Genomic DNA, 26,630 nt, shown 5'->3' with positions numbered 1-26,630 from the left:
AGATGGAAAGAAGAAAAATTACACTCCCACTGACAAAGAAACTTGCCAGAACGCTTCATGCAGGAGATCAGGTACTGGTAACCGGAACGATCTATACTTCCCGTGATGCCGGACATAAGAGAATGTGCGAAGCATTGGAAAGAGGAGAAACGCTTCCGTTTGACCCGACCGATGCGACGATCTATTATGTAGGACCGACGCCGGCAAAGCCAGGTACAGTCATTGGTTCCGCCGGGCCGACCACCAGTGGTCGAATGGATGCTTATGCGCCGACGATGATGTCTGTCGGTGCCAGAGGAATGATCGGAAAAGGAGCACGCCTTTCGGAAGTAGTAGAGGCTATGAAGAAATATGATGGTGTGTATTTTGGAGCGATTGGAGGAGCCGGTGCTTTGCTGGCAAAATGTATCAAAAAAGCAGAACTCATTGCCTATGAGGATCTGGGAGCAGAAGCGCTTCGCAAATTATATGTAGAAGATATGCCGCTGGTAGTCATCATCGACAGAGAAGGAAATAATCTGTATGAAGAGGGAAGAAAAGAATACTTAAGCGAACATAGCCAGGCAGAAGTGTAAAATGAAAACGCCTTCAGACGGTTAAGAAAAAGGAGAAGGATCAAATGAACGAAAATATGAGAAAGAGAAACGAGCAACTGGCAAAGATGGTGATCAGGGGACTGAATTCACGTAATATGAGCGGCTGCTATGCCGCAGATAAAGAAGAGGCTGTAAAGCTGGCACTGGAACTGATCCCGGAGGGAAGTACCGTTGCCATGGGCGGATGTATGACAGCCCATGAGATTGGACTGATTCATGCACTGGAAAATGAAAAATATCACTATATAGACCGTGACAAGATGACACCGAGAGACAGTCTGATGGCAGCTTACGATGCAGATGTATTTCTCTCCAGCGCCAATGCAATTACTAGTGATGGAATCATGGTCAACATTGACGGCAATTCCAACAGGGTATCCTGTATTGCTCAGGGACCGAAAAAAGTAGTCTTTCTGGTAGGGATGAATAAAGTATGCAGTGATCTTGACAGTGCCATGAAGCGCGCAAGAAATGTGGCAGCACCGGCCAATGCGCAGAGATTTGACATTAAGACACCTTGCAAAGAAACCGGAAGATGCTGTGACTGCAAATCGCCGGATACCATATGCTGTCAGATTCTGACCACACGATATTCCCGTCATGAAGGAAGAATTCATGTGATTTTGATCAATGATATTCTTGGATATTAATGGTTTTAGAACTAAAGGAGAAAAATAATGGATTGGATAGAAGAAGCAAAAAAAATAGGATTTTCAGGAGCGGCAGTGATGGATACCAGCAAGTTGGTATTCGTACCGGAATACCGGAGATTCTGTGAGGAAAACTTATGTGGCTGCTATCATGTGAATCCGGCCTGTCCTCCACAGAGCGGAACAGTAGAGGAGATGGACCAGCGAGCCCGGAGCTATGAAAAGACACTGGTTTTGCAGACAATCAGGGATGGAAGCACAGATCCAAGAAAAGATAAGTTACAGCAGAATAAAATGACGGAACAGCTGGCAGAAAAAATGAAAGCTGCCGGAATGGGTGATCTTCTGATTATGAGTGCCGGTCCGTATAAACATCATTCCTGTATGTCTGCATACTGTGTGAATGCACAGAAAATGGCCGATGCAGCAGGGATGATCTGCTGGAATGATGATGATAAGATGCGCTTTTTTTCACAGATTCTGTTTCATGATCAGGAAACGGAGTAGCTGCAAATCGCATAAAGTAAAGAAGAAAAGAGAAACAAAGAAAAATGAGGAGAATGAAGAGATTTATCACAGCGGCAATGTTGCTGGTATTGATATTAGCCTTTGGAATGCAGGCTGGTGCAGCAACAAAGACGTATACCATGTATGTAGGGAAAACTTATCGGATTAAGCAGTCTGGTGTAAAAAAATGGACAACTTCAAATAAAAAGATTGCCACGATTGGAAAGAAAAATGGTAAAATTAAGCCAAAACGTCCTGGAACAGTTACCATCAAAGCAAAAAAGAAGAGAAAAACGGTAAAGTTTAAGGTAATTGTGAAAAAACCATATATCAGCAAGAGAAGTCTGAAGCTGGAAAAAGGACAAACAGCCACGCTGAAGCTGAAAGGAACTAAAGCAAAGTCCTGGAAATCATCTAAATCTTCTGTAGTATCCGTAACATCGAAAGGAAAGATCAGGGCGAAGACTGCCGGCATGGCAACGATTACCGTGCGTGGCAGTAATAAAAAGACATATCAGTGCCGGGTAACTGTGCCAAAGCCATATGTACCACCAAAGCAGCCAGAACCAGCACCGGAGCCGGCACCTCAGCCAGAACCGGAGACTGAGCCACAGATGCCGGAACCTGGACCATTTTCCGGATATCTGATCATGCATCGTGGTTATAATAAAGTAGCGCCGGAGAACACATTGGCGGCTTTTCGACTGGCAGCAGAGATGGGGTTTAAGGCGGTAGAATGTGATATTCAGTTTACCAAAGATGGAGTGCCAGTGGTGATCCACGACAGTTCAGTGACCAGAACATCGAATGTAGCTATTGTGGAGACAGAGTTATTTGGTGCCAAAAAAAGAAAGCTGTCAGAATTAACTTTTGATGAAGTACGGCAGCTGGATTTTGGATCCTGGAAGTCGGAAGCCTATGTAGGAGAGAAAATACCAAGTTTTCAGGAATTTCTGGAGCTCTGCAAGCAGTATGGACTACATCCTTATATTGAATTGAAGAGTAATGGAGACTTGCCATTGCTGTATTCGATGACAGTATCCATGGGAATGCAGAATCAGGTGACCTGGATTTCATTTGATATTAATTTACTGAATAGAATGAAGCATATTTCGCCGACAGCAGAACTTGGCTGGCTGAGAAGTGGTCTGATCAATCCAAGCACAATTGCCGGAGCGAGAGCCATTCAGCTGCCAACGAATAAGGTCTATCTGATGCCAAAAACCTGGAACCTCAGTGCCGATATGCTGAAAGAGTGCTGGAAATATAATATTGGTCTGATTGCACAGTCTATCCATTCTCAGCAGGATCAGGATAAAATGAATTCTTATTATACAGCTGGAATTACCAATGGATTCTAAAAAGAGAAGAAAATGCCCGTGCTTCATGAAACAGGATATAACAAAAGCCGGTCGGATTATCACATATCCGACTGGCTTTTGCTGTCTGTATATATTTTATTCCAGCTCAAAAGCACCGGTATATAACTGATAGTATTTACCCTTCTGGGCAATCAGCTCGTCGTGGGTACCACGTTCAATGATATGTCCCTGTTCCAGAACCATAATGGCATCTGCATTGCGGACGGTAGAGAGACGGTGCGCAATGACGAATACGGTACGTCCTTTCATCAAAGCATCCATACCTTTCTGAACAATGGCTTCAGTACGGGTATCGATACTTGATGTTGCTTCATCCAGGATCATAACCGGTGGATTGGAGATGGCTGCTCTGGCAATGGAGATCAGCTGTCTCTGTCCCTGAGACAGGGAAGAACCGGTTCCGTCAATTACAGTGTCATAGCCATTTGGAAGCATTTCGATAAAGTCATGGGCATTGGCGATTTTTGCTGCTTCGATCACTTCTTCATCTGTAGCATCCAGTTTTCCGTAGCGGATATTTTCACGAATCGTTCCGGTAAACAGGTTGGTATCCTGAAGTACAATGCCAAGAGAGTGACGCAGATCAGCCTTTTTGATCTTGTTGATATTGATGTCATCATAACGGATTTTACCATCAGCCAGATCATAGAAACGGTTGATCAGGTTGGTAATGGTGGTTTTACCTGCGCCGGTAGCACCAACGAAGGCGATCTTCTGACCTGGTTTGGCATACAGGGAAATATCGTGAAGAACAATCTTATCCGGATTATATCCAAAATCCACATCATAGAAACGCACATCACCAGCCATTTTCTTATAAGTCAGGGTGCCGTCGCCATGGCGATGTTTCCAGGCCCAGGTACCGGTACGTTCTTTACATTCGGTAAGGGAGCCATCAGCAGATTCTTTTGCACGAACCAGTTCTACATATCCGTCATCGACTTCTGGTGTCTCATCCATCAGCTGGAAGATACGTCCGGCACCGGCCAGAGCCATAACGATGGAGTTCATTTGCTGAGAAATCTGTCCAATTGGGTTGGTAAAAGATTTGCTCAGCTGCAGGAAACTGGCGATTACACCAATGGTGATATTTCCAATATGGTTGTAAGCAAGAATACCACCGACAATAGCCAGAACGACATACTGGAGGTTACCAAGGTTATTCATGATTGGCATCAGAATATTGGCAAAACGGTTAGCATTAGTGGCATTGCTGCACAGCTCTTCATTCAGGCGGTCAAAGGCTTCTTCAGAACGATGCTCATAATTAAAAACCTTGACAACTTTTTGTCCATTAATCATCTCTTCAATGTAACCATTGGCAGCACCCAGGGATTCCTGCTGTTTGACAAAGTAACGGCCACTGTTGCCGGCAACTTTGCCGGTAACCTTCAGCATAAAGAAAACGGAAACAGCCACAACAAGGGAAAGATGAATACTGGTAATCAGCATAGCCACTGCAACTGAGATAATCGTCACAGCAGAAGAGAGCATCTGGGTTAAGCTTTGGGAAAGCATCTGACGCAGAGTGTCGGTATCGTTGGTATAACGGCTCATGATATCACCAAAAGAGTGGGTATCAAAGTATTTAATCGGCAGAGACTGCATATGAGTAAACAATTCATCACGGATATCTCGCAGAACTCCCTGGGAAATATTGGCCATCACGCGGGAATATACGAGAGTCGCCAGTGCACCGGCCAGATAAATGCAGCCCATGCGGACCAGTGTATGGAATAACGGTCCGAAGTCTGGATTTGCAGACTGCAGGAGCGGTGTGATATAGCTGTCAATCAGAGTCCGCAGAAACAGGGATGCAATGACTCCGGTAATGGCACTCATGAGAATACCTGCCAGAACCAGCAGCATCTGGAATTTGTAATCTTTCCAGATATATCCCATCAGACGTTTTAATGGAATCATCGGATTCTGTTCCTTCATCATCTGTTTGCGCTGTTCTTTGGACATGCCTCTTGCCATGTTTTTCATTTCGTTATTGGATTTTCTCTGGATTGGTTTGTTCTCGTTATTCATTGTCAGCAGCCCCCTTTACCTGAGAATAATATACTTCCTGATAGATCTTGCTGGAAGCTAACAGCTCTTCATGGGTTCCCACATCTGTGATGCGGCCGTTGTCCATGACGACAATACGGTCAGCATTCTGAACAGAAGAGATACGCTGTGCAATAATCAGCCTGGTCGTGTCTGGAATCTCGTCAATAAATGCCTTCTGGATCATGGCATCGGTTTTGGTATCCACAGCAGAAGTACTGTCATCCAGGATCAGGATAGCAGGTTTCTTCAGAAGCGCTCTGGCAATACAGATACGCTGTTTCTGTCCGCCGGATACATTGGAACCTCCCTGTTCAATGTAAGTGTCATACTGATCAGGGAAGGTCTGGATAAAGTCATCAGCCTGAGCCAGCTGACATGCATGGATCAGCTCTTCCTCTGTGGCATTAGGATTTCCCCAGCGTAAGTTTTCTTTAATCGTACCGGAAAACAGCACATTTTTCTGAAGTACCATGGATACGGCATCACGGAGAACTTCCAGATCATAATCACGGACATCCCTTCCACCTACCTTCAGGGTTCCACTGGTGATATCGTAGAGTCTCGGAATCAGCTGAACCAGAGAACTCTTGGCACTTCCGGTGCCGCCGATGATACCGATGGTTTCACCTGATTTAATATGCAGATCAATGTCTTTCAGACAGAGTTTCTCAGGATTCTGGCTGTAGCTAAAAGATACATGATCAAAATCAATGGAGCCATTGGCGACTTCTGTTACAGGTTTCTCTGGATTGGCAATATCCGGAACTTCAATCAGTACTTCGTTGATACGTTCCACAGAAGCCTTGGACATGATAGTCATAACGAAAATCATAGACAGCATCATCAGACTCATGAGAATCTGCATCGTATAAGTAAACATGGAAGTCAGTTCTCCAGCGGTCATGGTGCCTCCAACGATCAGATTGGCACCGATCCAGGAAATCAGGATCATGCAGGTATAGACACAGATCTGCATGACCGGGGCGTTAAAAGCAATCATTTTTTCAGCTTTGGTGAAGTCTTTATAAATGGAAGAAGAGATTTTCTTGAATTTCTGTTCTTCGAAATCTTCACGGACAAAGGATTTTACCACGCGGATACCGTGTACATTTTCCTGTACCACATTGTTCAGTTTATCATAGGTCTTAAATACACGGACAAAGATCGGGTGCACATGAGTCATGATAAACGCAAGGGCAATACCCAGGATCGGGATAACCCACAAATAAATTGTGGCCAGTTCACTGTTTACTTTGAAAGCCATGAAAAAGGCCATGATCAGCATAATCGGGGCACGTACAGCCACACGGATGATCATCTGATAGGCATTCTGGACATTGGTAATGTCGGTGGTCATACGGGTGACCAGACTGGATGTGGAAAAATGGTCGATATTCAGGAAAGAAAAATCCTGTACCTTATAAAACATTCGTTTGCGTAAGTTTTTGGCAAATCCGGCACTGGCTACTGCGGCATAATGACCGGAAAGAGCGCCAAAGGCCAGGGCAGCCATGGCAAGAACAACAAGTAACATACCGTATTTTATGATTTCTGTCATATCGCCGGTGTTGATGCCCTTATCGATTAGTACTGCCATAAAATAAGGAATCAGTACCTCCAGAAGGACTTCAAGAGCAACTGTAACAGGGGAGAGAATAGTCTCTTTTTTGTATTCTCCCACAGACTTTAAAACATTTTTTAACATTACGTCACATCCTTTCCTGATGAGTTGAATTTGAGCATGATGTGCATTTGGGATCAGGAACCTGATCAATCAGCCTCTTTAGAAGGGACAGAAGCTCTGCCTGCTCTTCTGTCGTATACAGTGCAGAAAGAGAAGCCTCAAAGTCATCAAGACGCTGCTTAATATTATTGCTGGTTTTCTGTCCTTTTTCTGTGAGAACAAGGCGCTTTAACCTTGCATCTTCTTTTACCGGGGCTCTGGTGAGATAACCGTTTTGTTCCATGGAGGAGATCAGGCTGTTAGCTGAAGAACGGCGCATACCAAAATGATGCTCAATATTTTTCTGATAATAGGGCCACCCCTCCTGATCTGCATGGGAGATTTCGCCGAGAACACAGGCCTGTGTGCCAGTCAGATGCTCATATTCATAAAATATGGAATCCAGATGCCGACGGATATGCTTGGATGCTGCATTGATATAGATACCAATATGCTCGGGCATTGGCATAAAATCACCTCATTTCCTGAAAAATTAATTGTTAGAAATCTAATTGTTAGAAAACGGACATTATAATAGCGCAGGAATAAATAATTGTCAAGATAAAAATATGTTTCTTGCAGTTTGCAGGAAATATGTCTATACTGGGGTGGAGAATATAAAAGAAAGAAAAGTTGCTATGAATAAACGAAATTATCAGAAAGAACTGGATCAGATCCTTACAGAAAACCAGAAAGAAGAGAAGATTCCGGTCCTATTGCTGCACAGTTGTTGTGCTCCGTGTAGCAGTTATGTGCTGGAGTATCTGTCGGAATACTTTTCCATCACCGTATTTTATTATAATCCGAATATTTATCCGGAAGAAGAGTATTACAAACGGGTAAAAGAACAGCAGCATTTTATCGAACAGCTTCCGGTGAAGCATCCGATCTCATTTCTGGAAGGAGAATTTCATCCCGAAGAATATTATGAGGCGGTCAAAGGTCTGGAAAAAGAGCCAGAAGGAGGGAAGAGGTGTCGTGTCTGTTTTTCACTCAGACTGCGGCGGGCAGCCGAAGAAGCAAAAAAGATCGGGGCAGATTGTATGACGACCACACTGACCATCAGTCCATTGAAAAATGCGGAAGTCTTAAATGAAGTGGGAGAACAGATAAGCAGAGAGCTGGGAGTTACCTGGCTGCCATCTGATTTTAAGAAGAAGAACGGATATAAGCGTTCGGTGGAGCTGTCAGCAGAGTATGGTATGTACAGGCAGAATTATTGCGGATGCGTATTTTCGAAAAGAGAACGGGAGGAAAATCAGTGATTTTCCAGACTCTGGCTTGATACGGGAAAAAAAGTATGCTATTCTGATACAAGGACTGTGGAAACTGTGAAACAGAGAAGCAAGCCGTGTATCAGAAATGAAAATAAAAAAGAAACAATAGAAGAGGAAGAAATATGGCACAACTTTGGGGCGGACGATTTACAAAAGAGACCGATAAGCTGGTATATAACTTTAATGCATCTATCTCTTTTGACCGCAAGTTTTATCGTCAGGATATCGAAGGCAGCAAGGCACATGTGAAGATGCTGGCTAAACAGAAAATTCTGACAGAAGAAGAAAAAGAACAGATTCTGCAGGGACTGGAGTCTATTTTAAGAGATGTAGAAAATGGCACTTTGCAGATTACAGAAGAATACGAAGATATCCACAGTTTTGTGGAAGCCAATCTGATTGACCGTATCGGAGATGCAGGTAAGAAGCTGCATACCGGACGCAGCAGAAATGATCAGGTAGCACTGGATATGAAGCTGTACACCAGAGATGAGATTGTAGAGATGGATGGTCTGGTAAAGAAGCTTCTGGATACCTTATTAAAGATGATGAAGGAACATATCGGCACTTATATGCCAGGATTTACCCATCTGCAGAAGGCGCAGCCAATTACGCTGGCTCATCATCTGGGGGCTTATTTTGAGATGTTCAAGAGAGACCGTCAGAGACTGAAAGATATTTATCATCGTATGAATTACTGCCCGCTGGGAAGCGGCGCACTGGCAGGTACCACGTATCCGCTGGATCGTGAATATACAGCAGAACTGATGGGATTTGATGGACCTACATGGAACAGTATGGATTCCGTTGCAGACAGAGATTATGTAATCGAACTGTTATCTGCATTATCTACGATCATGATGCATCTGAGCAGATTCTGTGAAGAGATTATTATTTGGAATACCAATGAGTATCGGTTTGTGGAGATTGACGATGCCTACAGTACAGGAAGCAGTATCATGCCACAGAAAAAGAACCCGGATATTGCAGAGCTGGTAAGAGGAAAGACCGGACGTGTCTATGGCGCCCTGACTTCTATTCTGACAACAATGAAGGGACTTCCGCTTGCCTACAATAAAGATATGCAGGAAGATAAAGAACTGACCTTTGACGCAATCGACACGACCAAAGGCTGTCTGGCATTGTTTACCGGCATGATTTCCACGATGAAGTTTCGTAAGGATGTAATGGAAAACAGTGCGAAAAACGGATTTACCAATGCAACAGATGCGGCTGATTATCTGGTAAACCATGGGGTACCATTCCGTGATGCACATGGTATTGTAGGACGTTTGGTATTGTACTGCATTGATAAGAATATTTCTCTGGATGACATGTCACTGGAAGAATACAAGGCGATCAGTCCGGTATTTGAAGATGATATTTATGAGGCAATCAGTATGAAGACCTGTGTAGAAAAACGTCAGACCATTGGCGCACCATCGGAAGAGTCCATGAAGAAAGTGATTGCAATAAACGAAGCATATTTAAAAGAGTATCCTGCGATGCACACAGAGCAATGATGATACTACAGGTTACAGGAGAGGAGAATATTATGAACGAAAAATTAAGAGTCGGCATTTTAGGAGCTACCGGTATGGTAGGACAGAGATTTATTTCGCTGCTGGAGAATCATCCATGGTTTGAAGTAGTAACACTGGCAGCCAGCCCAAGAAGTGCCGGAAAGACATACGAAGAAGCAGTTGGTGGAAGATGGAAAATGGATACACCGATGCCGGAAGCAGTAAAAAATATCGTTGTTATGAATGTAAACGATGTGGAAAAAGTAGCTGCAAGCGTAGATTTCGTTTTCTCAGCAGTAGATATGTCCAAAGACGAGATCAAAGCGATTGAAGAAGAATATGCAAAGACAGAGACACCGGTTGTTTCCAATAACAGTGCCCACAGATGGACTCCCGATGTGCCAATGGTGATTCCGGAGATCAATGCAGAGCATTTTAAAGTAATCGAATCCCAGAAAAAACGTCTGGGAACTACAAGAGGCTTTATTGCAGTAAAACCTAACTGTTCAATCCAGAGTTATGCGCCATGTCTGGCTGCATGGAGAGAGTTTGAGCCGTATGAAGTGGTAGCTACCACATATCAGGCGATTTCCGGTGCAGGAAAGACCTTTAAAGAATGGCCGGAAATGATCGAGAACGTGATTCCATATATCGGCGGAGAAGAAGAGAAGTCCGAGCAGGAACCACTGAGAATCTTAGGGGAAGTAAAAGATGGTGTGATTGTAAAGGCAGAAGAGCCAGTGATTACCTGCCAGTGCGTACGTGTACCAGTTCTGAACGGACATACCGCAGCGGTATTTGTAAAATTCAGAAAGAAACCGACCAAAGAACAGCTGATTGAAAAACTGGTGAACTTCAAGGGGCTTCCGCAGGAAAAAGAGCTTCCAAGTGCACCAAAACAGTTCATCCGTTATATGGAAGAAGACAACCGTCCACAGGTTAAGGAAGATGTGAACTATGAAAATGGTATGGGAATCTCGATCGGACGTCTTCGTGAAGACACGGTATATGACTATAAGTTCATCGGTCTGTCACACAATACCGTAAGAGGAGCAGCAGGAGGAGCTGTTCTCTGCGCAGAAAGTCTGAAAGCATTAGGTTATATAACCAGAAAATAAAAACGCAGACAGGTTCGCGCCTGTCAGCATAAAGTATGGAGCATAGATGGTTCAATGATACGATTTAAAAATCTTACCAGAAGTTATGGACCTGGAAAAGGAATCTATGATTTCTCATTTGAAGTAGAAGAAGGAGAAGTGTTTGGGCTGCTTGGCCCGGCTGGATCCGGAAAAACCACAGCGCTTCGTATGCTTATGGGATTTGAAGAAGCAACTAAGGGAAGATGTGCAATGAATGGGAAAGACTGTGCGAAAGCCAGCCTTTCCCTTCGTAGGATTACAGGGTATCTGCCGCAGAATCTGAGATTACCGTCAGAGCTGACCGGAAGACAGTTCCTGAAGTCTATGGCACAGATGCGAGGGGTGAAGAATCTGGAACGGCTGTTTGAACTGGCAGCCAGACTGAACCTGGATGTAGATCAGAAGATCGGAAAGATGATCTCGTCAGATGTAAAAAAAACAGGGATTATCTGTGCCTTGCAGCATAATCCTCAGGTGGTGCTGCTGGATCAGCCTTTTCATCATCTGGATCCCAAGAGCCGCAGTGTACTGATTGACATTATTCTGGAAGAAAAAGAAAAGGAGCATATGGTGCTGCTGGCATCGGATGATGTGAACTGCATAGATATGACCTGTGACAGAGTGGGGCTTCTGGATCATGGAAATATGGTATATATTGGTGATATCGAGGATCTGCGGGAAAACATGTGCAGAGAATATATGATTCAGTTTCATGACGAAAGAAATGCAATGAAGTTCGCAGGTGAGGATTTTGAGATCAAAAGTATGAAGGATCGGAATGTAGTCGTATCGATCAGAGGTGCGGTAAAGCCGCTGCTGCAGGCATTAACAGCCTATGAAGTGACGGAAATCGAGCCGGTTCCTACATCCTTAAAGGAAACATTTGAACATATTTATGGAGGCAGACTTCATGTTTAGTAATCCGATTATCAGACAGGATCTAAAGATTAATAAATTCAGAATTCTGGTTCTGTTTCTTTTGCAGATGTGCAGCATGCTGCTGGCTATTGGTATCTGCGAAATGAATCTGATAGAGATCTCTGATATTTTCTGGGATACCATTCCGGTGATTTTGATTCCAATGCTGCTGGAGATGATCCTTGCATATGAAACAATAACAAAATGTAAAGAAGATGGCACGATGGATCTGATTCTGGCAACCGGAATAAAGCCTGATAAGATCCTGCGCAGTAAAGCAGCGGTGATTTATGGAAGTGGTGCATGTCTGATTCTGTGTTCGGCACTTCTCGGATGCCTGACTCGTGTATACAGGCTCACCGGAGAGTGGAATCAGAAAGAGTATATCCTGTTAAATATAGGTGCATGCTGCTTACAGATAGGTCTGTCAGGCTTTAGCTACTGGATGTCGGCCCGTTGCAGCAACCTGAAAAGTTATATCAGAACAGCGGTGTTGATTCCATTGGCAATGTATGGCATTTATATAGCCTATTACTGGGTAAATCAGCTGTTTTTCTTAAAGTATGTAACGATATTCAGTCTGTACTGTCAGGCATGGTTTGCACAGGAATCCATACTGGCACTGATCGGAAGCGCAGTTTTGCTGGCAATCGGGCTGATCTGTTTCTTTTTCGGAAACAGGGAATTTTTTAATGATATTAAGTAACTATTCAGAATCCACTGTGAAGGTACGGAACAGTTATGATCATATTTTTCCAGAATAGGGGTGAAAAATGGGAAAGGCGTTATTTATCGCTGAAAAACCAAGTGTTGCGCAGGAATTTGCAAAAGCACTGAAAGTAAATACCACAAGAAAAGATGGCTTCCTGGAGAGTGATACAGCTATAGTGACCTGGTGTGTTGGACATCTGGTCACTATGAGTTATCCGGAAGTCTATGATGAAAAGTATAAGAAGTGGAGCCTGGCGACACTTCCTTTTTTACCGGAAAAGTTTCTGTATGAAGTGATTCCACAGGTGGAAAAGCAGTTTAAAATCGTCAGTAGCCTGCTGAACCGGCCAGATGTAGATACCATCTATGTCTGTACCGACTCCGGACGGGAAGGAGAATATATTTACCGTCTGGTAGAACAACAGGCTAAAGTAGATATTCAGAAGAAAAAGAGAAAACGTGTCTGGATCGATTCTCAGACTGAAGAAGAAATTCTGCGTGGAATAGAGACAGCAAAGGATCTGTCTGAATATGACAACCTGGGGGATGCAGCCTATTTGCGTGCAAAAGAAGACTATCTGATGGGTATCAATTTTTCCAGACTTTTATCATTAAAATATGGAGATGTGATTTCGAATTATCTGAATACCCGTTATACGGTAATTTCAGTGGGAAGGGTGATGACCTGTGTTCTGGGAATGATTGTGCGAAGAGAACGGGAAATAAGACAGTTTGTCAAGACTCCGTTTTATCGTGTAGTCAGTACATTAGACTGCCAGGGAAGTACCCTGGAAGGGGAATTCCGGGCAGTGGAAGGATCTGCCTGGTATCAGTCACCGAAGCTGTACAAAGAAAATGGGTTCAAAGAGAAAAACGATGCGGAAGAACTGATTCGTGTACTTTCCCAGGCACAGCCATTTCAGGCAGTTGTGGAAAAAATCGAACGGAAAAATGAAAATAAGAATCCGCCGCTGCTTTTTAATCTGGCAGAACTTCAGAATGAATGTTCCAGGCTGTTTAAGATCAGTCCGGATGAGACATTGAAGATTGTGCAGGAACTATATGAGAAAAAGCTGGTGACCTATCCGAGAACCGATGCCAGAGTACTTTCGACTGCAGTAGCAAAAGAGATTCATAAGAATCTTAAGGGACTGTGTGGATTTGAACCAACCGGAAGCTTTGCAGCGGAAGTACTGGAACAGGGGAATTATAAAAAAATTGCATCCACCAGATATGTTAATGATAAACAGATCACGGACCATTATGCGATCATTCCCACTGGTCAGGGGCTGGGAGCACTGCGAAGTGTGTCAGCACGTTCTGCAAAGGTATACGAGCTGATTGCCAGACGTTTTCTGAGTATTTTTTATCCGGCAGCAGTCTATAAGAAAGTCTCGCTGGTGACGATGATTGGAAAAGAACGATTCTTTTCTGCCTGTCGTGTACTGGAAAAAGAAGGGTATCTGAAAGTGATAAACGGAAAGAAAAGCGGGGAAGAACAGACAGACCAGCATCTGCTGACCCGGCTTCAGAATCTGAAAAAGGGCAGTGTGCTTCTGGTAAAAGGTCTGGAGATCAAAGAAGGGGAGACAGCACCGCCGAAGCGGTACAATTCTGGTTCTATGATTCTTGCTATGGAAAATGCCGGACAGCTGATCGAAGATGAAGAGCTGAGAGAGCAGATCAAAGGAAGTGGAATCGGAACCAGTGCCACCCGTGCGGAGATTCTGAAAAAACTGATCTCCAACCAGTATATAGCATTAAACAAAAAGACACAGATTCTGACACCTACACTTCTGGGTGAAATGATCTTTGATGTGGTGAGTGTATCCATTCGTTCGCTTTTGAATCCGGAGCTGACGGCAAGCTGGGAGAAAGGGCTGACTTATGTGGCAGAAGGAACCATCACATCAGACGAGTATATGACGAAGCTGAATCATTTTGTCCGCACCAGAACCGATGCGGTATTACATATGAACCAACACATTGCATTGCGGGAATACTTTGATGCATCTGCACAGTATTATCCTGCCGGTGGAAAGCAGGGAACTGTAAAGAAGACTGCCGTTACACGAAAAAAGAAATAGTAGTAGGAGGAAAAACAAATGGAAATCGAAGCAGCAAAGATCAGTAATTTATACAATCTGGAAGAAACGATTGCGGGAAAGCTTTTTGAAGGTGCGACCTATCCATGGGAAGTGCTGCCAAAGATCAGCACATTTATTGTGGAGCTGGGCAATCAGTTAAGCAGTGAGGAATATGAAAAACGGGGAGAAAACGTATGGGTTGCCAAAAGTGCAAAAGTAGCACCAACGGCTTACATTAACGGACCGGCGATCATTGGAAAAGAGAGTGAGATTCGTCACTGCGCATTTATCCGTGGAAATGCCATTGTAGGAGAGGGCGCTGTAGTCGGCAACTCTACAGAACTGAAAAATGTGGTATTGTTTAACAAAGTACAGGTTCCGCACTATAATTATGTGGGCGATTCCATTCTTGGATACCGTGCACACATGGGAGCAGGAAGTATTACTTCCAATGTAAAATCAGATAAAACACTGGTGGTAGTAAAGGACGGGGAAGATCAGATTCCGACCGGGCTGAAGAAGTTCGGTGCCATGCTGGGAGACTGTGTGGAAGTAGGATGTAATTCGGTACTGAATCCTGGTACTGTAGTGGGCAGAAATGCACAGATTTATCCAACCTCCTGTGTGCGTGGGGTGATCAGAGCGAACAGCATCTACAAGAAACAGGGAGAAATTGTAGAAAAGAGATAGAGCGCATCGAATCCTGTCGATGGAAACTCCTTGACAGAACGGAGAAAAGATTGCTATGATAAATGCAATTCACATTAATTCTGTCGCGGCATTCGCCGCAGGTTCTCCATCAGATGTAAAAGAATAAGAAGATAAGAGCAGTCAGTTTCTATATGTTACTGTTCACTGCCACGGTTTTGCAGGATGTTTTTTGTGAGAGAAAGTTACAGAAAAAATATCAGATCTTCCAGTTGACATTTGACGGGAAATCATATAGTATAAATCTAGAAAAACGAACATAGGTTCGAGTCAGGAGCGTTGAGAGAATGAATGATGAGAAGCAGAAGGCACTGGATGCCGCTCTGTCACAGATAGAGAAGCAGTTTGGAAAAGGATCTGTTATGAAACTGGGAGATTCCAGCAATAATATGAATGTTGAGACCATTCCTACCGGTTCCCTGAGCCTGGATATCGCACTGGGACTTGGGGGAATTCCGAAGGGACGTGTGATTGAAGTATACGGTCCGGAGTCCAGTGGTAAGACGACGGTAGCACTTCATATGGTGGCTGAGGTACAGAAGAGGGGTGGTGTAGCCGGGTTCATCGATGCAGAGCATGCACTGGATCCTGTCTATGCATCCAAGATAGGAGTAGATATTGACAATTTATATATTTCACAGCCAGACAATGGGGAACAGGCCCTGGAGATTACCGAGACACTGGTGCGTTCCGGAGCGGTAGATATCATCATTGTGGACTCTGTGGCAGCACTGGTACCGAAGGCAGAGATTGATGGGGACATGGGAGATTCCCATGTGGGTCTGCAGGCACGTCTGATGTCACAGGCGCTGAGAAAGCTGACTGCATGTATCAGCAAGACCAATTGCACCGTGATTTTTATCAATCAGCTGCGTGAAAAGGTGGGAGTCATGTTTGGTAATCCGGAGACGACTACCGGTGGCCGTGCACTGAAGTTTTATTCCTCTGTACGTATGGATGTACGTAGAATTGAGACACTGAAGCAGGCTGGAGAGATGATTGGTAACCGTACCAGAATCAAAGTGGTGAAGAACAAGATCGCTCCGCCATTCAAGGAAGCAGAGTTTGATATTATGTTCGGAGAAGGTATCTCCAGAGAAGGAGATGTGTTGGATCTGGCGGCTAATCTTGGAATTATTAACAAGAGTGGTGCATGGTATGCATACAATGGTGAGAAGATTGGCCAGGGGCGTGAGAATGCGAAGCAGTACTTAAGAGATCACCCAGACGTGATGGCAGATGCAGAGAGCAAGGTTCGTGAACATTATGGCCTTCAGGGAGCAGCTGCGGAACAGAATGCATCGGCTTCCACTGTATCAGAAGCGGAAGAGGAATAATTCGCGATGGCATATGATATGCAAAAAAGGGCGAAGCTTCGCTGTATGCATCTGCTGGAGAAACGGGACTATACGGAGAAAGAACTTCGGCAGAAGCTGACAGCAGGTAAGACAGAGTATACACAGGAAGAGATGGATATCGCCATTGACTATGTGAAAAGCTTTCGTTATGTGGATGATGGCAAATATGCCTGTAAGTACATAGAAGCAATGAGATCCAGAAAGAGCAGAAGACAGATTGAGCAGGAACTGTATCAGAAGGGCGTTGATAAGGAACTGATACAGGAAGCTTTCGAGGTGACGGGAGAGGTTCCTGAAGAAGAACAGATTGCCAGATGGATGGAAAAGAGACATTATAATCCAGAATCTGCAGATCTGAAAGAGAAGCAGAAGATGTATGCATTCCTGGCAAGAAAGGGATTTTGCCCAGAGAATATTCAGAGAGCATTAAAGGCGGAATTTGTATAAAAATGATGAAAAGCCGGAATGAGGGACAAGAATTTTTATCACTTATTCCGGCTTTTATGTTCATCTGCTTGACAGAACAATAAATCCAGTATAGAATAGAAGTGTTGTATTGTACAATGAAAATTTAATAAGGAGGTGCTCCTGTGAATGCGATGACGTTTGTTATCTGTATTGTGGTCGCCTTGATTGCAGCAGCTATTAGCTGGGTGGCAGCAATAGCTTATCGTAAGAACGTAGCAGAGAAGACGATAGGAAGTGCGGAAGAAAAAGCCCGGGACATAATAGATGACGCATTGAAAGTTGCAGAGACGAAAAAGCGTGAGGCACTGCTTGAAGCAAAAGAAGAGTCGATGAATCGAAAGAATGAACTTGATAAAGAGACCAGAGAGCGTAGAGCAGAGCTGCAGAAGTATGAAAGACGCGTACTGGCAAAAGAAGAAGCCATAGAGAAAAAGTCCGATGCACTGGAGAGACGGGAAAGCAATCTGGCCAGCAGAGAAGAAGAATTAAAGATAAAAAGCGTAGAGATTGAAGAAATTCATGAGAAAAAAGTGCAGGAACTGGAGAGAATCTCAGGTTTAACCTCCGAACAAGCAAAAGACTATCTGTTAAAAACTGTTGAAGACGAAGTGAAAAGCGATACTGCCAGACTCTACAAAGAACTGGAAAGTAAAGCAAAAGAAGACGCAAACAAAAAGGCAAAGGAATATGTGGCAACTGCAATTCAGCGTTGCGCTGCTGATCATGTGGCAGAAGCTACGATTTCTGTGGTACAGCTCCCTAGTGATGAGATGAAGGGACGTATCATCGGTCGAGAAGGCCGTAACATCCGTACACTGGAGACGATGACAGGTGTGGATCTGATTATTGACGATACACCAGAAGCAGTCATCTTATCCAGCTTCGATCCAATCAGAAGAGAAGTAGCAAGAATTGCTCTTGAGAAGCTGATTGTGGATGGACGTATTCATCCGGCAAGAATCGAAGAGATGGTAGAAAAAGCGCAAAAAGAAGTAGAGACAATGATTCGCGAAGAAGGCGAAGCAGCAGCATTAGAGGTAGGAGTACATGGAATTCACCCTGAACTGATCCGTCTGCTTGGTAGAATGAAGTTCCGTACCAGTTATGGTCAGAACGCATTGAAGCATTCTATCGAAGTTGCACAGTTGTCAGGTCTTTTAGCAGGGGAAATCGGTGTGGATATCCGTATGGCAAAACGTGCCGGTTTATTACATGATATTGGCAAGTCCATTGACCATGAAATTGAAGGATCTCATGTGCAGATTGGTGCAGATCTCTGTAAGAAATACAAAGAATCTACAACCGTTATCAATGCGGTGGAATCACATCATGGCGATGTAGAACCGGAAACTCTGATTGCATGTATCGTACAGGCTGCCGACACCATTTCAGCAGCTCGTCCTGGTGCGAGAAGAGAGACTCTGGAAACATATACCAACAGATTAAAACAGTTAGAGGATATATCAAACTCATTCAAGGGTGTTGATAAATCATTTGCTATTCAGGCAGGTAGAGAGATTCGAATTATGGTTGTTCCTGAAAAAGTCAGCGATGCCGATATGGTATTGATGGCAAGAGATATTTCCAAGCAGATAGAAGCTGAGATGGAATATCCTGGACAGATTAAAGTAAGTGTAATACGTGAGTCACGTGCAGTGGATTACGCAAAATAAAAAAGACCGGTGTTGATCAGTAAATGTGAAACACCGGTTTTCTTTTTTGCAGAAATCGTGTATAGATGCACTCACCAAAAGGAGATGGAAAGCATGCATTATGAGAATGTGACAACCGGAATATTTCGTTCCAGAAAGAATCGTTTTATTGCCGAGATCGAGCTGGATGGGGAAGTAGTCCTGTGTCATGTAAAAAATACAGGAAGGTGTCGGGAATTGTTTATACCCGGAGTAAAAGCGATTCTTCAGGAAAGCGGCAATCCGAATCGTAAGACAAGATACGATCTGATTGCAGTATATAAAAAGGGGCAGTTGATCAATGTGGATTCACAGGTGACCAATACAGTAGTGGAAGAATGGGTAAAAGAAAGTGGCTATTTCCGGAATCTGACAAAAGTAAAGCGGGAAGTGACCTGTGGAAAGTCCAGATTTGATCTGTATGTAGAATACGGAGATGGAAAAAAAGCATTCATAGAAGTGAAAGGTGTAACACTGGAAGAGAATGGGATAGCAAGATTTCCAGATGCGCCGACACTGCGAGGTGTGAAGCATGTAGAAGAACTGGCTGCCTGCCGGGCGGATGATTACGAGGCATATCTGTTTTTTGTGGTACAGATGAAGCAAATCCGTTATGTGGAGCCTAACTGGAATACACATCCGGAGTTTGGATATGCACTCAGAAAAGCAGCAGATGCCGGTGTGCATCTGCTGGCTTATGACTGTCAGATGACAGAAAACAGTATCCGAATTGATCAGCCGCTGCCGGTAGTTATAGAATAAACAGGATCAGACGGAGTGAGTACGAGCCAGATCCAGAAGATGCGGGAGCAGATAATCAGCCAGTTCTTCATGACCATAGGTGGTTGGATGAATACCGTCTACGGTGACGGCATCATAATCTTCATTTTGAACCAGAGAAGTCATATAAGCGTGCAGTGGAACAAATGGCAGGGAAAGAGAAGCACAGATCTCGCCCATGATCTGTTCCAGTTCCAGCACATAAGGGATCCATAGCTGGTATTTTTGCGGATGTGGAAAAATAAAAGGACCGGAACACAACACAGCGGCGCCAGAGTCATGGAGTCGCATCAGAACTTCCCGGTAATGTTCGGCAAAGCGCAGATCATTCAGAGTGACATTGGTGTTTAGCGCTACGCCGATATCGTTGATACCAATCATCAGGGAGATAACATCAGGATGTCCCTTCAGAAATCCGCGGTTTAACCGTTCCAGAAGAGCGGCAACTGTGAAACCGTCGATCCCTTTGTTTACAATCTGTGCATCTGGACCAAGCTGTTTGGCCAGCATAGCTACATAGCCATCTCCCAGGCTGCCTGTTTCCGGCATCCAGAGGTGGTTAGAATCAGTGATACTGTCACCAAGAAATAAATAATCAGTTTTCATGTTCAGCCTCCGTAATCATCCCGAAATTCGTGAATATCAAATGTCAGGTTATAGGATGATTATAGTTGCTGAACGATGGAAAAACAACTATAATGAAAGTCGAAATAAACGAATGAAACGGAGGGGTGGGGCAAAAGTCCCACAATTGGAATGAACAAAAAAGAAATTGCAGAGATCAAAAAGCAATATACGCAGGAAAAATGCCCTGCCACCAAAATCTGTGGCTGTTACGTAGATGGAGAAAAAAAGAAGCAGGCAGAATTCCGTCAGGCGTTTCTGTCACTTCCGGATGAAGAGTTTTTTAAATATCTGAATATTTTCCGTAAGGCAATGTCCGGAACCATCGGAAAGAATCTGCTGACTATGGAATTCCCGCTGGATACAGAGATGGAAGGCGGAACCCAGGAACTGCTTATGAAGCTGAAAGCGACAGAACTGAAAGATGACGGAATACTGGAAGAATTCTATGATAAAATCATAGACTCTTATTATTATGTGGGAAATTATCTGATTCTGCTGATCTATGGTGTCTATGATATCCCTGGAAAATCTTCAGATAATCTGGAGATGTTTGATGCATCCGATGAGATCTATGAACATATTATTTGTTGTATCTGCCCGGTGAATCTGTCGAAGCCATGTCTGTCTTACAATGCAGAAGACCATTGCTTTGAAAACAATATTCAGGACTGGGTGGTGGATATGCCAATGCTGGGATTTTTGTTCCCGGCCTTTCATGACCGCAGTGCAGATATACATAGTCTGTTATATTACAATCAGAAAGCAGAACAACCTGCAAATGATTTTGTGGACGCAGTGCTTGGATGTGTTCTGCCGATGACAGCAGGAGACCAGAAAGAGATCTTTCAGGAGCTGGTGGAACAGACACTTGGGGATGACTGCAGTTATGAGATGGTCAGAACAATCTATGACAATTTAAATGAGATGCTGGAAGAACAGAAAGAAGAACCAGAGCCTCTGAAGCTGGAAAAGAATGATGTGAAGCGTCTTCTGGAGCAGAGCGAAGTAACCAATGAAAAGCTGGAGGAATTTGACAGTCACTATGAGGAGACTGCTGGAGAAAATGCATCGTTTATGGCAGCCAATGTGGTGAACAGACGAAAGTTTGAAATTAAGACACCGGATATTGTAATTCAGGTGAATCCGGAACGGACAGATCTGGTGGAGACCAGAGAGATTGATGGAAAGAAATGCCTGGTCATTGAACTGAATGATGAAGTAGAAGTGAATGGAATTTTGATCAGGTAAACCAAGGATAAAAGGAGTGTGAACATTTATGATAACCATCAAAGAATACAGAGGACATATCAGAAACTGGGAGAGTCTGTGCGCAGAACTGCAGATTGATGCATCCCTTACAAGAGAGAAAAGAGAAAAAGAGATTTTGATCAAAGCGTATGAAGTGTGGGGACATGACATGGCAGACCATCTGTATGGTATGTTTGCTTTTGCACTGTGGGATGATGAAAAAGAGGAGCTGTTTGCTTTAAGAGACCAGTTTGGAACCAAGCCATTTTATTATTATATGACAAAAGATGGACAGCTTTTGTATGGAACTATGATTCGGGATATTATGAAACAGCCAGGCTTTGAGAAAGAATTGAACGAAGAAATGCTCCAGATTTATCTGACGCTGACGTATGTGGGCGGAGAGGATACTTTCTTCAAAGGCGTGAAAAAACTGATGCCGGGACATTTCCTGGTATGGAAAAACGGAACACTGACGATCACCAGATACTGGACACCGGAATTTCATCCGGACGAGAGTAAAACGCTGGAGGATTGGGCGAATGAGATTCATACCACTGTTCAGAATGTGATGCCGGAAGTACTGGCCAGGGATGAGAGTGCAGAAGCATTCCTGTCTGGTGGTGTGGATTCATCTTATGTAGTGGCGGTATCTAATGTGAAAATGACAGATTCCTGTGGGTATGAAGAAGAACGCTTTGATGAATCCGGACTGGCAAAACAGACTGCAGATCTTTTACACAGAGAGAACAGCAGATGTCTGATTACACCGGAAATGTATTTTGATATCGTGCCATATGTTATGTATGAGATGGAGCAGCCACTGGCAGATGCTTCAGCGATTGCCTTTGCGATAGCCTGCAAAGAAACGGCAAAACATACAAAGATTTGTTATTCTGGAGAAGGCTCAGATGAATTTTTTGGCGGATATAATATGTATCGCAATGCCACACGTTATGGTGACAACCTAAAGACCTTCTATGTAGGCAATACAAATATCATGAAAGAAGACGAGAAAAAGCGGATTCTGAAACATTATAATGAAGATGTACTGCCAATTAACCTGGTAAAAGATATTTATGAAGAAATCGAGGGACTGGATCCACTGGCGAAGATGTCTGATATTGATATTCAGATCTGGCTGGAAGGAGATATTTACCTGAATGTAGATAAGATGAGTACGGCAGCAGGTCTGGAGATTCGTATGCCATTGACAGACCGCCGTGTCTTTGATATTGCATCCAGAATGCCATCCTGCTATAAAGTGAACGGGGAGCAGAATAAAGTGGCATTCCGTACCGCAGCTGCCAAAGTTCTGCCAGAAGAGATCGCTTTTCGTAAAAAGCTGGGATTCATTGTACCGATCCGTATCTGGATGGCAGACGAACGTTACAATCAGGATGTACAGGCGAAGTTCCACAGTGAAATGGCTACTAAATTCTTCAATATAGAAGAGATTCAGAAAATCTTTGACGAATATGTAGGAGGCAATTCAGATAACTGGAGAAAGGTTTGGACTATCTACACCTTCCTGGTATGGTATGAAGAGTATTTTGTGAAAAGTGAGCGTTGACTTTTGCCAGATGGTTTGTTATCATAAGAACAATGCAAAAAGAAATACAATAAGAATAAAAGTAAAACAGATTCCGTGAGGGAGTAGTTCGCGTGAAAGCGTGATTTGTCAACAGACCCGGTCAGCAGACCTGGCAAATCTTAAAGAATGAGACTCATGTATGCTTTAATGATAAGGCATGCGTGGGTCTTTTTTATTGCATGAATGAAAAGAAAAATTTTGCGGAAACTGTATTTGCAAAGAAAAGGAGGAATTATATGCAGGAATTTATTCAGGGAGCAGCGCTCCCAGTGGTAGTATTACTTTTGGTTGTGGGATTTTTCCTTCTGATCAAGGGGGCAGACTGCTTTGTAGAAGGCAGCTCCAGTATTGCCAAAAGGCTGAAAGTGCCATCCATCATTATCGGATTGACGATTGTAGCTATGGGAACATCCCTTCCGGAGACTGCTGTCAGTGTCACTGCATCCATGGTGAATAATAATGCGTTAGCTATCAGCAATGTTGTTGGATCGAATATTTTCAACCTGATGTTTGTAATAGGAGTTTGTTCGATCCTTACTCCCATTGCAGTACAGCGGGATACCGTTGTACGGGATATTCCGTTATCCGTGATTTGCGCACTGCTGCTGGCAGGCCTGGGAGTACTGGCTATAGGAGATAAAGGCCCTTATATTCTGGGACATCTGGACGGTGTGATTTTCCTGGCACTGTTTGCCTGCTATATCGTCATGATGATCCGAAGCGCACGAAAAGCAAGAGCAGAAGGCAAAGAAGTCGCCATTGAATGCGAAGAAGAATTAAAAGTATTGTCTTATCCAAAAAGTTTTCTTTTTATTGCAGGCGGAGCTATCGCCATTGCAGCAGGCGGTGATCTCACGGTAGATACCGCCAGCCGGATTGCCATAGAGCTGGGAATGAGCCAGACGCTGGTAGGGCTGACCATTGTATCTATCGGAACGTCTCTTCCGGAACTGGTAACATCCATTGTAGCGGCCAGAAAAGATGAAGTAGATATGGCGGTAGGAAATGCGGTTGGATCCAATATTTTTAATATTTTGATGGTGCTTGGAATCGCTTCTGCTATCAATCCAATCAGTATTTTAACTGAGAATCTGGTCGATATCATGATCCTGGTGGGATTTTCGATTTTGGTGTGGGCATTTGCTGCAACAAAAAGAAAGATCACACGGAAAGAAGGGATTGCCATGGCTGGACTGTATCTGGTGTATGCAGTTTATATTATCTTAAGATAAATGAGGGGCAACGGTTATGTTATTGTTTTGGAAAGTACTTTTGACAGAATTTATTGCGGAAATGGGAGATAAGACACAGCTGATGCTGGTGGCCATGACTTCTAAGTATAAAATGAAAGATATCCTGCTGGGAACCGGTGTAGCCATACTGATTCTGAATGGTCTGGCAGTACTGGCCGGAGGTCTGGTCAGTGAAGTGATCCCGACCTGGCTGATCCGACTGATTGCAGCTGGAGCATTTTTGTTTTTTGCAGTGACGACTTTAAAAGGTGAGGATGACGAAGAAGAGGTAAAAGACAGCGGAAAAGGCAAAATTGCAGCATTATCTGTCTGTTCCACTTTCTTCGTGGCAGAGCTGGGAGATAAGACACAGCTGACAGCGATTACCTTTGGAGCCAATGAAGGAATGGAAGCAGCATTGATTGTATGGCTGGCCTGTTCCATTGGACTTTTTGCAGCAGATATCATTGGTATGCTGGTAGGGTATCTGCTGAAAAACAAAATGCCGGAGGGTGTATTAAATAGCGTGGCATTCTGTATCTTCTTTGTATTTGGGATCCTGACATTACGAGAAGGACTGGAAATGCTGATGGGTGCCGGAAATGTATGGGTGATAGGAACTACTGTGGCAGCAGCAGTGATTTTTGCAATTGTCTGTCTTGGCCTGTACCGGAAGAAAAAAGCTGTGTAAAACAGTCTTTTATCTTCCGATACAGAAATTTTAATTTAACACTTGACAAATTGACACTTACCGCCTATAATATTATTTGTTCGTCAGAACGATGTGCGTTTAGCTCAGCTGGATAGAGCGTTTGGCTACGGACCAAAAGGTCGGGAGTTCGAATCTTCTAACGCACGTACCTGATCCGGGATTCTCATTTGAGAGTTCCGGATTTTTTTGTTGCAATGAGAAAGGAAATTTATAAAGAGGTGTGAATCATGAAAGCAAATTCAAATACGCAGACCATGGGAACGGAGAAGATTCCAAAGTTACTGGCGCAGCTGGCGATCCCCGCAGTGGTGGCTCAGGTAGTGAATCTTCTGTATAATATCGTGGATCGTATCTATATTGGACATATAAGTGGAATTGGAGCATCAGCACTGACGGGAGTAGGACTGTTTACGCCGATTCTGATGTTGTTGAATGCGTTTGCCATGCTGGCAGGTTCTGGTGGGGCACCAAGAGCAGCGATTGCCATGGGGCAACAGGAGAAAGAAAAAGCAGAAAAGATCATGGGAAACTGTTTTGCGTTGATTCTCGTCCTGTCGGTAATACTGACAACCGTATTTTATCTGTTTGCACCGCAGCTGTTACAGGCATTTGGAGCCAGCGAGGTAACTTTGCCATATGCAGTGGAATATGCAAGAATCTATATTCTGGGAAGTGCGTTTGTGCTGGTGGTACTGGGAATGAATCCGTTTATTACTACTCAGGGATTCGCAAAGATCAGTATGCTGACTACCGTGATTGGTGCAGTTATCAACATTTTTTTGGATCCGGTATTTATCTTTGTATTTGACATGCAGGTGCGCGGGGCGGCTTTGGCTACTGTGATCAGTCAGGCTGCTGGCGCCATGTGGATTTTGAAGTTTCTGTCTGGGAAAAAGTCAATTCTTCAGTTGAAAAAGAAGAATATGCGACTGGAGAAGACTGTGATATTACCATGTTTGGCACTTGGAATTTCCAATTTTACCATGTTGTCGACAGAGAGCATTCTTTCGATCAGTTTTACCACCAGTCTGGCCAGATATGGCGGCGATATGGCAGTGGGAGCCATGACCATTATCAACAGCGTCAGCCAGCTGGTTACTATGCCGATACAGGGGATCTGCCAGGGTGGTCAGCCAATTATCAGCTACAATTTTGGAGCCCGCAATAATGAACGGGTAAAAGAAGCGTTCTTTACCCAGTTTAAAGTATGTGTGCTGTTCAGCACGATTTGTTGGGGAATTCTGATGATTACACCACAGATTTTTGCGGGAATGTTCTCTGGCAATGAAGAACTTGTGACATACACAGCCTGGACATTGCGCATCTATATGGCAGGTATATTTGCTATAGGATTTCAGTTGTGCTGCCAGCAGAGTTTTATGGCATTGGGACAGGCGAAGGTCAGTCTGTTTCTGGCTGTGCTGCGAAAATTGATATTGCTGATCCCGCTGATATTTTTGCTTCCGATGTTGATTGAAAATAAAGTTTTTGCAGTATTTCTGGCTGAGCCAGTCAGTGATATTCTGGCTGCTACCGTGACAACGAGTGTATTTTTGAGTAATTTTAATGGGATTTTAAAAAGAGGTGCAGGCAGGTAGGATGTATGTATATGAAACAAAAATCCGAAGAATTCAATAATCTGAA

The 26,630-nt window shown here is 43.8% G+C and carries 24 protein-coding genes and 1 tRNA gene; 21 read left to right on the top strand and 4 right to left on the bottom strand.

All coding sequences use genetic code 11. The annotated features are described in order from the left end of the window. Positions 1-2 precede the first annotated feature (2 nt). From OCV47_RS10060 to OCV47_RS10045, 4 genes are read left to right on the top strand one after another with little or no spacing between them, the layout of a single operon-like run. Positions 3-575, top strand: a complete 573-nt coding sequence (locus OCV47_RS10060) for a Fe-S-containing hydro-lyase (protein WP_262654952.1) — start codon at positions 3-5, stop codon at positions 573-575. Positions 576-619: 44 nt separating this feature from the next. Further along, positions 620-1,246, top strand: coding sequence for a lactate utilization protein (locus tag OCV47_RS10055; protein WP_117447600.1), 627 nt, complete (start codon positions 620-622; stop codon positions 1,244-1,246). Between the two features lie 27 nt (positions 1,247-1,273). After that, entirely contained in the window at positions 1,274-1,753 is a 480-nt protein-coding gene (locus OCV47_RS10050) for a DUF2284 domain-containing protein (RefSeq protein WP_117447599.1), read from the top strand. 53 nt (positions 1,754-1,806) lie between these two features. Beyond that, on the top strand, positions 1,807-3,114 hold the full coding sequence (locus OCV47_RS10045) for a glycerophosphodiester phosphodiesterase family protein (protein ID WP_262654950.1): 1,308 nt from the start codon (positions 1,807-1,809) through the stop codon (positions 3,112-3,114). A gap of 96 nt (positions 3,115-3,210) precedes the next feature. Here the strand turns inward: OCV47_RS10045 and OCV47_RS10040 are convergent, their stop codons facing one another. From OCV47_RS10040 to OCV47_RS10030, 3 genes are read right to left on the bottom strand one after another with little or no spacing between them, the layout of a single operon-like run. Beyond that, positions 3,211-5,103, bottom strand: coding sequence for an ABC transporter ATP-binding protein (locus OCV47_RS10040; RefSeq protein ID WP_262654982.1), 1,893 nt, complete (start codon positions 5,101-5,103; stop codon positions 3,211-3,213). A gap of 58 nt (positions 5,104-5,161) precedes the next feature. Then, the gene (locus OCV47_RS10035) at positions 5,162-6,895 is read right to left on the bottom strand and encodes an ABC transporter ATP-binding protein (RefSeq protein ID WP_262654949.1); all 1,734 of its coding nucleotides are present in this window, start codon (positions 6,893-6,895) and stop codon (positions 5,162-5,164) included. Between the two features lie 4 nt (positions 6,896-6,899). Continuing rightward, positions 6,900-7,382, bottom strand: coding sequence for a MarR family winged helix-turn-helix transcriptional regulator (locus OCV47_RS10030; RefSeq protein ID WP_262654948.1), 483 nt, complete (start codon positions 7,380-7,382; stop codon positions 6,900-6,902). 169 nt (positions 7,383-7,551) lie between these two features. On the opposite strand from OCV47_RS10030, the gene OCV47_RS10025 reads away from it, so the two are divergent. The 11 genes from OCV47_RS10025 to sfsA all read left to right on the top strand — a co-directional run bounded on the left by OCV47_RS10025 (position 7,552) and on the right by sfsA (position 19,555). Beyond that, positions 7,552-8,178, top strand: a complete 627-nt coding sequence (locus tag OCV47_RS10025) for an epoxyqueuosine reductase QueH (protein WP_262654946.1) — start codon at positions 7,552-7,554, stop codon at positions 8,176-8,178. 134 nt (positions 8,179-8,312) lie between these two features. Continuing rightward, positions 8,313-9,713, top strand: coding sequence for an argininosuccinate lyase (argH, locus tag OCV47_RS10020; protein WP_262654944.1), 1,401 nt, complete (start codon positions 8,313-8,315; stop codon positions 9,711-9,713). A 32-nt stretch (positions 9,714-9,745) separates the two neighbouring features. Continuing rightward, positions 9,746-10,831, top strand: a complete 1,086-nt coding sequence (gene asd / locus OCV47_RS10015) for an aspartate-semialdehyde dehydrogenase (RefSeq protein ID WP_262654943.1) — start codon at positions 9,746-9,748, stop codon at positions 10,829-10,831. A gap of 54 nt (positions 10,832-10,885) precedes the next feature. Next, on the top strand, positions 10,886-11,770 hold the full coding sequence (locus OCV47_RS10010) for an ABC transporter ATP-binding protein (RefSeq protein WP_117447594.1): 885 nt from the start codon (positions 10,886-10,888) through the stop codon (positions 11,768-11,770). Further along, the gene (locus OCV47_RS10005) at positions 11,763-12,476 is read left to right on the top strand and encodes a hypothetical protein (RefSeq protein WP_262654942.1); all 714 of its coding nucleotides are present in this window, start codon (positions 11,763-11,765) and stop codon (positions 12,474-12,476) included. The genes OCV47_RS10010 and OCV47_RS10005 overlap by 8 nt, the downstream gene beginning before the upstream one ends. Before the next feature lie 67 nt (positions 12,477-12,543). Beyond that, the gene (topB, locus tag OCV47_RS10000; protein ID WP_262654941.1) at positions 12,544-14,568 is read left to right on the top strand and encodes a DNA topoisomerase III; all 2,025 of its coding nucleotides are present in this window, start codon (positions 12,544-12,546) and stop codon (positions 14,566-14,568) included. Between the two features lie 18 nt (positions 14,569-14,586). After that, entirely contained in the window at positions 14,587-15,258 is a 672-nt protein-coding gene (locus tag OCV47_RS09995) for an acyltransferase (protein WP_262654940.1), read from the top strand. A gap of 305 nt (positions 15,259-15,563) precedes the next feature. Continuing rightward, complete coding sequence (gene recA / locus OCV47_RS09990; protein WP_117447590.1) at positions 15,564-16,613, top strand: recombinase RecA; 1,050 nt, start codon at positions 15,564-15,566, stop codon at positions 16,611-16,613. A gap of 6 nt (positions 16,614-16,619) precedes the next feature. Continuing rightward, the gene (locus tag OCV47_RS09985; protein ID WP_262654938.1) at positions 16,620-17,081 is read left to right on the top strand and encodes a regulatory protein RecX; all 462 of its coding nucleotides are present in this window, start codon (positions 16,620-16,622) and stop codon (positions 17,079-17,081) included. A gap of 152 nt (positions 17,082-17,233) precedes the next feature. Beyond that, on the top strand, positions 17,234-18,775 hold the full coding sequence (rny, locus tag OCV47_RS09980) for a ribonuclease Y (protein WP_262654981.1): 1,542 nt from the start codon (positions 17,234-17,236) through the stop codon (positions 18,773-18,775). Positions 18,776-18,868: 93 nt separating this feature from the next. After that, the gene (gene sfsA, locus OCV47_RS09975) at positions 18,869-19,555 is read left to right on the top strand and encodes a DNA/RNA nuclease SfsA (protein ID WP_262654936.1); all 687 of its coding nucleotides are present in this window, start codon (positions 18,869-18,871) and stop codon (positions 19,553-19,555) included. Positions 19,556-19,561: 6 nt separating this feature from the next. Here sfsA and OCV47_RS09970 read toward each other — a convergent pair whose 3' ends face one another. Beyond that, positions 19,562-20,179: an SGNH/GDSL hydrolase family protein gene (locus OCV47_RS09970; RefSeq protein ID WP_262654935.1), complete on the bottom strand. Its 618-nt coding sequence runs from the start codon at positions 20,177-20,179 to the stop codon at positions 19,562-19,564. A gap of 150 nt (positions 20,180-20,329) precedes the next feature. Between OCV47_RS09970 and OCV47_RS09965 the strand changes: the two genes are divergently transcribed. The 6 genes from OCV47_RS09965 to OCV47_RS09940 all read left to right on the top strand — a co-directional run bounded on the left by OCV47_RS09965 (position 20,330) and on the right by OCV47_RS09940 (position 26,584). Beyond that, positions 20,330-21,448, top strand: a complete 1,119-nt coding sequence (locus OCV47_RS09965) for a DUF4317 domain-containing protein (protein ID WP_262654934.1) — start codon at positions 20,330-20,332, stop codon at positions 21,446-21,448. A 28-nt stretch (positions 21,449-21,476) separates the two neighbouring features. Further along, entirely contained in the window at positions 21,477-23,021 is a 1,545-nt protein-coding gene (gene asnB / locus OCV47_RS09960; RefSeq protein WP_262654932.1) for an asparagine synthase (glutamine-hydrolyzing), read from the top strand. A gap of 257 nt (positions 23,022-23,278) precedes the next feature. Next, positions 23,279-24,274 (top strand): calcium/sodium antiporter, encoded by a 996-nt coding sequence (locus OCV47_RS09955; RefSeq protein ID WP_262654931.1) that lies wholly within the window; start codon positions 23,279-23,281, stop codon positions 24,272-24,274. 16 nt (positions 24,275-24,290) lie between these two features. Then, on the top strand, positions 24,291-24,965 hold the full coding sequence (locus OCV47_RS09950) for a TMEM165/GDT1 family protein (protein ID WP_262654930.1): 675 nt from the start codon (positions 24,291-24,293) through the stop codon (positions 24,963-24,965). A 93-nt stretch (positions 24,966-25,058) separates the two neighbouring features. After that, positions 25,059-25,132: transfer RNA gene (locus OCV47_RS09945), tRNA-Arg, on the top strand. Positions 25,133-25,213: 81 nt separating this feature from the next. Then, complete coding sequence (locus OCV47_RS09940; protein WP_262654929.1) at positions 25,214-26,584, top strand: MATE family efflux transporter; 1,371 nt, start codon at positions 25,214-25,216, stop codon at positions 26,582-26,584. Positions 26,585-26,630: the final 46 nt, after the last annotated feature.

Source organism: Muricoprocola aceti, assembly GCF_025567005.1.
In the GTDB taxonomy this organism is placed as follows: Bacteria; Bacillota; Clostridia; order Lachnospirales; family Lachnospiraceae; genus Marvinbryantia; species Marvinbryantia aceti.
The sequence above is the reverse complement of the archived record's forward strand: the minus strand, read 5'-3'. Positions and strand labels throughout refer to the sequence as shown.